Below are 8235 nucleotides of genomic sequence, written 5' to 3'. Positions count from 1 at the left end.
TGCCCAAGCGCTGGATTGTCGAGCGAACGATCGGTTGGCTCAACCGCTGCCGCCGTCTCGCGAAGGATTGGGAATGCAAAAGCCGGAAAGGGCGAGCGTTCGTCCTCTTGGCCTCCATCCGCCTCATGACCCGAAAGCTCTGTCAGAAAACATCATGATGCCGGACAGACTCTTAGCGATTTAGAATATAGGGTAATTGAAATCAAAGCTACTGACGTTTTTGAGGAATTAAAAGGTTCTGTTGAACCGAAGGACCCTCTTGATGCCTCAACCCAATTGAAGAGATATGATACCTATATCAAATATGGCAATCAACTTCGAAAAGAATTTAACGACAACGCTTTTTTGGCCGCAATAACTATTGGCAAAATTACGAAGCTCCGAATTCAAGATAAGGACAGCGGGTACAAAACTCCTGGCGAAAAACAGTATATCTAATACATCAATTTAAGAGACAGGAAGAGATAACCCTTCTAAGGTCTGTATATGGGCGCTTGTTTTTCCAGGTGTCTATCTACTCACGCCGCGGAGCCAGAGTCGATAATCTCGCCAGCCTTTTTGCTAGTGACAAGGGGTCGGCTAATTTGAGCGAGTTTAGATCCCATGCCGAAAGGATCATACAAGTAGATCAGGATGAGAAAGATGAAGAATTTGGACAAAGGGTGTCCAAATTATTTAGTGATGGCGATCTTATCGTGAGTGCAGATATACAAAAGCCCACTACATATCAACAAATATCCCGTTTTGTTGACTTGTTGTTCGGATCTAATTCGATCTCACCAAATAAAAACGAATATGGAATGTTCGTTGCTAAAGCTGCGGCACTTCGAAATCTCGATCTTTCAAGGCAAGTTGGTGCTGCAATATTTTCTACAGAAGGCGAGATCGTCTCTATAGGATCAAACGAAGTTCCGAAAGGTCGCGGCGGAACTTACTGGTGCGATGACGAATTCGACGACCGCGAATATATTAGACTGCAAGACTCAAACGACAGGCGCAAGAAAGAAATACTGGCTGAATTTGCCGATATATTGGATTTAAAGCTCAGCGATATGCTTGCAATGAAGGGTATTAAAGACTCTCAATTTATGGATGCTCTTGAATACGGACGGATCGTCCATGCCGAAATGTCTGCAATCTCTGACGCTGCACGGTTAGGTCGCTCAGCCAAAGGTAGCAGTTTATATTGTACCGCTTTCCCATGCCACATGTGCGCAAAACATATTGTTGCGGCCGGCATACAAAAGGTGGTTTTCCTTGAGCCATACCCGAAAAGCCCCGTAGCAAATCTTCACAGCGACTCTATTGCCGTTGAAGGTGGAGATCGAGGAAAATATAAAGATTTTCCCTCTGCTGAATTTAAGCACTTTTTTGGCATATCTCCAAGGAGATATGGTGAGCTTTTCGAAAGAGGAAAGAGGAAAAACTCTGATGGATCTTTTCGTGCTTGGGTGCATGGATATGCACGCCCCAGCCTAAACGTAAAAACTCCATATTATATAGGAGATGAGGCAAAAATATTTAAAGATATTGTGGGCGGTTACATGAAATTAAAATCGTTGCCCGGAACGTTTCTTGATCCCAAGTCACTTAACAATGCCAATTCAATGGGAATAGATAAATCTTCATCCGCAGTCTTATCAGCGACGGGCGAGATTAAGCCTTCCGTTGCCAGCACCCCTTCGACTGACGCGAAACCAGGTGTGTGAGGGCGGCGTTCGTCGCCATCAGGTACTGGAAGGGGTTGCAGGCGCGGCGATGATCCTAGCGCTACGCCAGCGTAGGCACCGAGGTAGGCGCCGCTGATGCGGTGGTGACCATCTCAGCGCGGCGAAGGCGTGAGAAGAACGATTCGGCCTGGTTGGTGCAGGCGTCGCTCTCGGAATAGCCCTGGCTGTGATGGGTGCGCTTCGTGAGGGAGCGGTCGTGAAGGCGATCCCAACCGGCGGTCTCGTCGTCGCGCATTACATCTTGACGAAGCGCGCGGTCTTCCAAAGCAATTCCGTCATTCCGGGGCTGCGAAGCAGAGCCCGGAATCCAGATCCGCCGACCGTGCTAGCTGAAGTGCGATCTGCGGTTCTGGATTCCGGGCTCGCCTGCGGCGCCCCGGAATGACGGTTGAGGGATCTGAGGACCCTTCGTGAGCCGTCCGGCCTCATGCGACGGACTCGTCGGTGCCGTTCGATCCGTCGCTCACCCCTTCACCAGTGGGCAGCCGCCCTCGTTCAGCGGGCGGAAGACGTCCTTGCCGGGGTTGATCGCCAGGACGTTGTAAAGGTCCCACTCGCCCTTGGATTCGGCGGGTGTCTTGACCTCGAACAGGTACATGTCGTGGATCTTGCGCCCGTCGGCGCGGATCGTCCCCTTGCCGAACAGCGGGTCGTCGGTCGGCATCTCCTTCATCTTGGCGACGACGGCGGCGCCGTCCTTCGCCGAATGGAGCGCGGCCACCGCCTTGAGGTAGTGCAGGAAGCCGCCGTAGACGCCGGCCTGGTAGGCGGTGGGCTTGCGGCCGCCGTCGCGCTTGGCGAAGCGCTCGGAGAAGGCGCGGGTCTGGTCGTTCAGGTCCCAGTAGAACGCCTCCGTCAGGGTCAGCCCCTGGGCGATCGTGGTGCCGAGCGCGTGGATGTCGGTCGAGGAGATCAGGAGGGCGGCCAGCGCCTGCCCGCTCTCGCGGATGCCGAACTCGTGCGCCTGCTTGATCGCGTTGGCGGCGTCGCCCCCGGCGTTGGCGAGCCCGATCACCTTGGCGCCCGACCCCTGCGCCTGGATCAGGAACGAGGAGAAGTCGGCGGTCGGGAACGGCGTCTTCACGGTGCCGAGCACCGTGCCGCCGTTCTTGAGCACCACCGCGCGGGTGTCGCGCTCCAGCGCGAGGCCGAAGGCGTAGTCGGCGGCGAGGAAGAACCAGGTGTCGCCGCCGCGCTTCAGCATCGCCTTGCCGTTGCTGGTGGCGAGCGCCACCGTGTCGTAGGTCCAGTGCACGGTGTTGGGGGTGCATTGCGCACCGGTGAGGTCCGGCGTGCCGCCGCCGGAATTCACGAACACCTTGTTCTTCTCGCGGGTGATCGCGTTGACGGCGAGCGCGACCGAGGAGGTCGGCACGTCGAACACCGCGTCGACGCCGTCGCGGTCGTACCATTGCCGGGTCAGCGCCGCGCCGATGTCCGGCTTGTTCTGGTGGTCGGCGGAGACGATCTCGACCGACAGCCCGTGCTCGGCCGGCTTGAAGTCCTCCAGGGCGAGCCGCGCGGCGATCACCGCGCCCTCGCCGGTGGAATCGGAATAGACGCCCGAGCGGTCGTTGAGCACGCCGATCTTGACGGGGGCGAGGTCGGCCTGGGCGAGATTCTGCGGGGCGGCCTTGTCCTGGGCGAGCGCGGCGTGCGCGCCGGTCAGGCACGCGGCCGCGATGACGAGGTGACGGATCATGGCGTCTCTCCCGGGGACGCCGTCGGCGGCGTTCATCGCCGCTCGACCCTCGCGTCCGGACGCCATTGAGCGCGAAAGCCGGCCCGGTGTCAGCCTCCCGGCATGCCGGATCGGGCCGGCTGTAACGGGAGCCCGGCTCAGCCGGCCGCCAACCCCGGGATCGGCAGGCCGAAGGCCTGCGCCAGCAGGACCGCGTTGAGGCAGAGCACGAGGGCCGCGCCGGCCAAAGCGGCGACCTGCGTCGCCCGGCCGTTGGCGAAGGCGCCCATCAGGTCGCGGCGGCGGGTGAACAGCACGAGCGCGACCATCGGCACCGGCAGCGCCAGGGACAGCACCACCTGCGACAGCACCAGCGCGCGGGTCGGGTCGACGCCGATCCCGATCACCACGAAGGCCGGCACCATCGTCGCCAGCCGCCGCACGACCAGCGGCACGCGCCAGCCGAGGAAGCCCTGCATCACCATCTGCCCGGCCATGGTGCCGACCACCGAGGACGACACGCCCGACGCGATCAGCGAGACCAGGAACGCGCCCGCCGCCGCAGGACCCAGCAGCGGCGTCAGCGTCTTGTAGGCCTGGTCGATCTCGGCGACCTCGCTGTGGCCGAGGTGGAAGGCGGCCGCCGCCATGATCACCATGGCGATGTTGACGAGGCCCGCGAGCGCCAGCGCCACCACCACCTCGCGGTTGGAGTAGCGCAGCAGCACGCGCCGGTCGGCGTCGTCGCGGACCCCGCCCCGCCCCTGCGTCAGCCCCGAATGCAGGAACAGCGCGTGCGGCATCACCGTCGCGCCGATGATGCCGACCGCGATGGTCAGCGCCTCGGCGTCCGGGATCCGCGGCGTCGTCAGGCCCCTGGCCGCGTCGGCCCAGGCGACCGGGGCGACGAACAGCTCGATCGCGTAGCAGAGGCCGATGGTGGCCACCATCGTGCCGATGACGATCTCCATCCAGCGGAAACCCCCGCGCTCCAGCAGCAGGATCGCGTAGGTGACGATTGCCGTGACCACCATGCCGGCGAACAGCGGCATGCCGGTGAGCAGCGACAGCCCGATCGCGCCGCCGAGGAACTCGGCGAGGTCGGTGGCCATCGCGGCGAGCTCGCTCACCGCCCACATCGCGAGCCGCACGGGCTTGCGGAACTCCGCGCGGCAGAGCTCGGCGAGGTTTTGGCCGGTGACGATGCCGAGCTTGGCCGAGAGCGCCTGGAACAGCATCGCCACGAGGTTGGCGGCCAGCACCACCCAGAGCAGGCGGTAGCCGTACTTGGCGCCGGCCTGGATGTTCGTCGCGAAGTTGCCGGGGTCCATGTAGGCGATCGAGGCCATCACGGCGGGCCCCGTGAACAGCAGGAACCGCCCGCGCCCGACGGCCCGCCCGTCGAGCACGTCGCGGATGCCCTGCTCGGTGCGCCGGCTCAGGTTTTCGCGCTGCGGTGCGATCCGGCGGCCGGCCGGCGTCTCCGCGAGGGGTTGGTCCATGGACGTCGCCGCGCTTCCGCACGGCCCCGTGCCGCGCCTTGTATAGCATGAGCTATAAAGATGCGCCCGGGCTCAAGGTCAAGGGCGATTCTTGCGCCGCGCCGGGGCTCGCCTTCCGCCGCGCTTTTGCTAAACAGGGGCCTCGCGCCGCAGCCGACCGGCTTCCCGGTGCGTCCGCAGGGATCGCGCGCAAGGACGCCGCAGGGCGTCCGCCCACGCGACCTGCTCGAGGGGAGAGAGCCGGCACCATGCAGGATCCGCCACGATCCGAGCCCGCGCTCATCGATCCGGAGGTCCACGTCGAGAGCTTCCGGCAGGCCCGCGAGGCCCGCCGCTCCGAGCTCGTCGAGGACTACGTGGAGTTGATCGCCGACCTGATCGGCGACGGCGGCGAGGCGCGCCAGGTCGACATCGCCGCCCGCCTCGGCGTGGCGCAGCCGACCGTCGCCAAGATGCTGAAGCGCCTGGCCGAGGACGGGCTGGTGCAGCAGCGCCCCTATCGCGGGGTGTTCCTCACCGAGGCCGGCCGGGCGCTCGCCAGCCAGGCGCGCGAGCGCCATCGCATCGTCGAACGCTTCCTGTGCGCGCTCGGCGTCAGCCCCGAGACCGCGCGCCGCGACGCCGAAGGCATCGAGCACCACGTCAGCGGCGAGACCCTGGAGGCGTTCCGGCGCTTCAGCGAAGGCCGGCCCGACGCGTGACGGTCGTGGCCTGCGACCGGGGTCGAAGGCGTCCGCCGCACGGGCGGCGGCGCGCGTTCGCGCTCGGCAAGGGCCTCCGGCCGTCCGGACGCGTCGCGGCGCCCGTCACCCGAACAGGTCGACGGTGGTGAAGCCGCGGGCTTCCAGGCGCTCGGCGAGCACGCGCCGGTGGCAGCGCTCCGGGTCGCGCTCGAAGCAGAGCAGGCAGGTCGGCGCGGCCTCGGCCATCCGGGCGAGCTCGTCCAACGCCAGGCCGCCGTCGGCGGTGTCGAGCACCGCCTCGCAGTAGATTTGGCGCATCAGCGTCGCGTCGTGGGCGCGGGCGGCCTCGCGGCCGGCCTTCGGCGTGCCGAGGCTGCGCAGGTGGGCGTAGGCGAGGCCCGCCTCCTCGATCCCGGCCTTGAGCGCGCCCTTCGAGAACCCGCGCTTGCGCGAGTTTGCCACCGCCCGCACGTCCGCGAGCAGGCCGCATCCGGCGTCGCGCAGCGCCCCGGTCAGGCGCTCCGGGTCGAGGCCTTCGTATCCTATGGTGAACAGAACCTTACCCAACCCGAGCCCTCCGAAGAAGCGAGGCGGCGGCGTGACTTAACCGAACCGGCGCGCGGCGCGCGGACGCCGTCCACGCGGTCATGTGTCTCGGCCGACACGGGTTCCGGAATTCCGCCGCATTGACGGCAAAAGTCTGTTAACCGCCCCGGGGTCATCGAATACCTCTGTTGTGGCGCTTCACCAGATGGCGGGCCGGGCATCGATGTCGCTGAGGAATGCTCGACCCGTGGATCTCGCTCCGACCTCGGCCGGCCTGCGCGCCCTCGCCAAGTCCACCTTCGCCAAACGCATCCTCGCGGCGACGCTGCTGGCGAGCCTCGCGGCGTGCGCGGCCAACAACGACTTCTACCCGACGAACGGCGACGCGAAGCCCCATCCGGGCGTCGCGCGGGCCAAGAGCCATCCGATCCAGGGCATCGACATCTCGAAGTGGCAGGGCAACGTCGACTGGGCCTCGGTCCGCGCCGCCGGCACCCAGTTCGCCTTCATCAAGGCGACGGAGGGCGGCGACCACGTCGACGACCGCTTCCGCGCCAACTGGGACGCGGCTGGCCAGGCGGGCGTGCCCCGCGGGGCCTACCACTTCGTGTTCTGGTGCCGCTCGGCCAAGGAGCAGATGGACTGGTTCAAGAAGAACGTCCCCAACGATCCGACCGCCCTGCCCCCGGTGCTGGACGTGGAGTGGAACGGCCACTCGCAGACCTGCCCCAAGAAGCTGCCCAAGGCCCAGGCCTTGGCGATGACGACGTACATGCTCGAGGAGATGGAGCGGTACACCGGCAAGCGGCCGATCATCTACACCGACATCACCTTCCACAAGGACGTGCTCGAGGGCGAGCTGCCCGACTATCCGCACTGGCTGCGCTCGACCGCCGCCGAGCCCGAGCAGCGCTTCGCCAACCGCAAGTGGATGCTGTGGCAGTTCACCTCGACCGGCCGCGTGCCGGGGGTGCGCGGCGACGTCGACCGCAACGCCTTCTACGGCACGCCGGCCGAGTGGGCCTCGTTCCTCTCGACCGATTGCGACCCGCGCGAGCACGGGCGCCTCGCCCAGCAGGGCCTCTGCACCGGCAAGTAGTCCCCCGGTCCGCGCTTGCGCGGACGGGTCACCCGGGCCGCAGGGCGTGCGCGGCGCAAAACCCGCGCGCCGACGCTGAAAAGTCATCGAATTCGTGCATGTTCTGTCAACTAATGGACGGACCGGGCCGTCGCATGTCCTGTAGGTTGTGACGTTCCAACTCCTACCGTCGAATCGCATGCCGGCCGCGTCCTCTTCCCCGTTCGACGGAAATCGCCTGCTCCAGGACCTGCATGACGCCGACCGCGCCCTGCTGGCGCCGCATCTCGAACCGACCACCTACGCCAAGGGCGACGTGATCTTCGCCGCCGGCACCGAGGTCGGCGCGATCACCTTCCCCTGCCGGCAGACGGTGGTGACCCTGCTGATCGCGATGCAGGACGGCCGCAGCGCCGAGACCGCCACGATCGGTTGCGAGGGCGCCGTCGGCGGCGTGGTCAGCGACGGCCGGGTGCCCGCCTCCACCAGCGCCGTGGTGCAGATCGGCGGGCCGGCCCTGCGCCTCGACGCGGCGCACCTGCAGGAGGCCAAGCGCCGCTCGGCCACCCTGCGCGCCCTGTTCACCCGCTACTCGGACTGCCTGCTCGCGCAGGTGCTGCAATCGGTGGCCTGCAACGCCCTGCACCCGATCGAGGCGCGCTGCCTGCGCTGGCTGCTGACCCTCCAGGACCGGATCGCGGGCGACGTGCTGCCGGTGACCCACGAGCAGCTCGCCGCGATGCTCGGGGTCCAGCGCACCTATCTCACCCGCATCCTCAGCACCCTGCAGGCGCAAGGTCTGCTCCGCGTCGGGCGCGGCCGCATCACCGTCCTCGACCGGGCCGCGATGGTGGACGCCGCCTGCGAGTGCCACGGCGCCGTCCACCGCCACTACGACACCGTCCTCGGCGCGGGCCACGCCGTCGCAGGACCTTCGGAGCGCGCGGCCCAGCCCGGCCGCGACGGGATCGCAGCGAGGCGCGATGCCGCCCGGTGACGCCCGCCCGGACCGGGT

8 protein-coding genes and 1 pseudogene are annotated in these 8235 nt (G+C 65.5%); 5 read left to right on the top strand and 4 right to left on the bottom strand.

Translation table 11 applies throughout. The features are described from left to right. Both FV222_RS11820 and FV222_RS11815 read left to right on the top strand, forming a co-directional pair. On the top strand, positions 1-158 hold a 158-nt coding region (locus tag FV222_RS11820; protein ID WP_147812867.1), incomplete at its 5' end, for a transposase. 426 nt (positions 159-584) lie between these two features. Then, positions 585-1709, top strand: coding sequence for a deaminase (locus tag FV222_RS11815; protein ID WP_147814363.1), 1125 nt, complete (start codon positions 585-587; stop codon positions 1707-1709). Here FV222_RS11815 and FV222_RS31130 read toward each other — a convergent pair. The 3 genes and pseudogenes from FV222_RS31130 to FV222_RS11800 form a co-directional block, all read right to left on the bottom strand. Continuing rightward, a pseudogene (locus tag FV222_RS31130) lies at positions 1657-1941 on the bottom strand (transposase); the annotation flags it as partial. The gene FV222_RS11815 and the pseudogene FV222_RS31130 overlap by 53 nt on opposite strands. Positions 1942-2193: 252 nt before the next feature. Further along, the gene (locus FV222_RS11805; protein ID WP_147814361.1) at positions 2194-3432 is read right to left on the bottom strand and encodes an ABC transporter substrate-binding protein; all 1239 of its coding nucleotides are present in this window, start codon (positions 3430-3432) and stop codon (positions 2194-2196) included. Between the two features lie 137 nt (positions 3433-3569). Further along, positions 3570-4913, bottom strand: a complete 1344-nt coding sequence (locus tag FV222_RS11800) for an Nramp family divalent metal transporter (protein ID WP_147765211.1) — start codon at positions 4911-4913, stop codon at positions 3570-3572. 248 nt (positions 4914-5161) lie between these two features. Here FV222_RS11800 and mntR point away from each other — a divergent pair, with 248 nt between their 5' ends. Further along, complete coding sequence (mntR, locus tag FV222_RS11795; RefSeq protein WP_147754042.1) at positions 5162-5614, top strand: manganese-binding transcriptional regulator MntR; 453 nt, start codon at positions 5162-5164, stop codon at positions 5612-5614. A 105-nt stretch (positions 5615-5719) separates the two neighbouring features. Here mntR and FV222_RS11790 read toward each other — a convergent pair whose 3' ends face one another. After that, complete coding sequence (locus FV222_RS11790) at positions 5720-6163, bottom strand: DUF488 domain-containing protein (protein ID WP_147814359.1); 444 nt, start codon at positions 6161-6163, stop codon at positions 5720-5722. 253 nt (positions 6164-6416) lie between these two features. Between FV222_RS11790 and FV222_RS11785 the strand changes: the two genes are divergently transcribed. Both FV222_RS11785 and FV222_RS11780 read left to right on the top strand, forming a co-directional pair. Beyond that, entirely contained in the window at positions 6417-7241 is an 825-nt protein-coding gene (locus FV222_RS11785) for a glycoside hydrolase family 25 protein (protein WP_238271567.1), read from the top strand. Positions 7242-7419: 178 nt separating this feature from the next. Further along, the gene (locus tag FV222_RS11780) at positions 7420-8217 is read left to right on the top strand and encodes a Crp/Fnr family transcriptional regulator (protein WP_147814357.1); all 798 of its coding nucleotides are present in this window, start codon (positions 7420-7422) and stop codon (positions 8215-8217) included. Positions 8218-8235: the final 18 nt, after the last annotated feature.

This window comes from Methylobacterium sp. WL103 (assembly GCF_008039885.1).
Taxonomy (GTDB): Bacteria; Pseudomonadota; Alphaproteobacteria; order Rhizobiales; family Beijerinckiaceae; genus Methylobacterium; species Methylobacterium cerastii.
The sequence above is the reverse complement of the archived record's forward strand: the minus strand, read 5'-3'. Positions and strand labels throughout refer to the sequence as shown.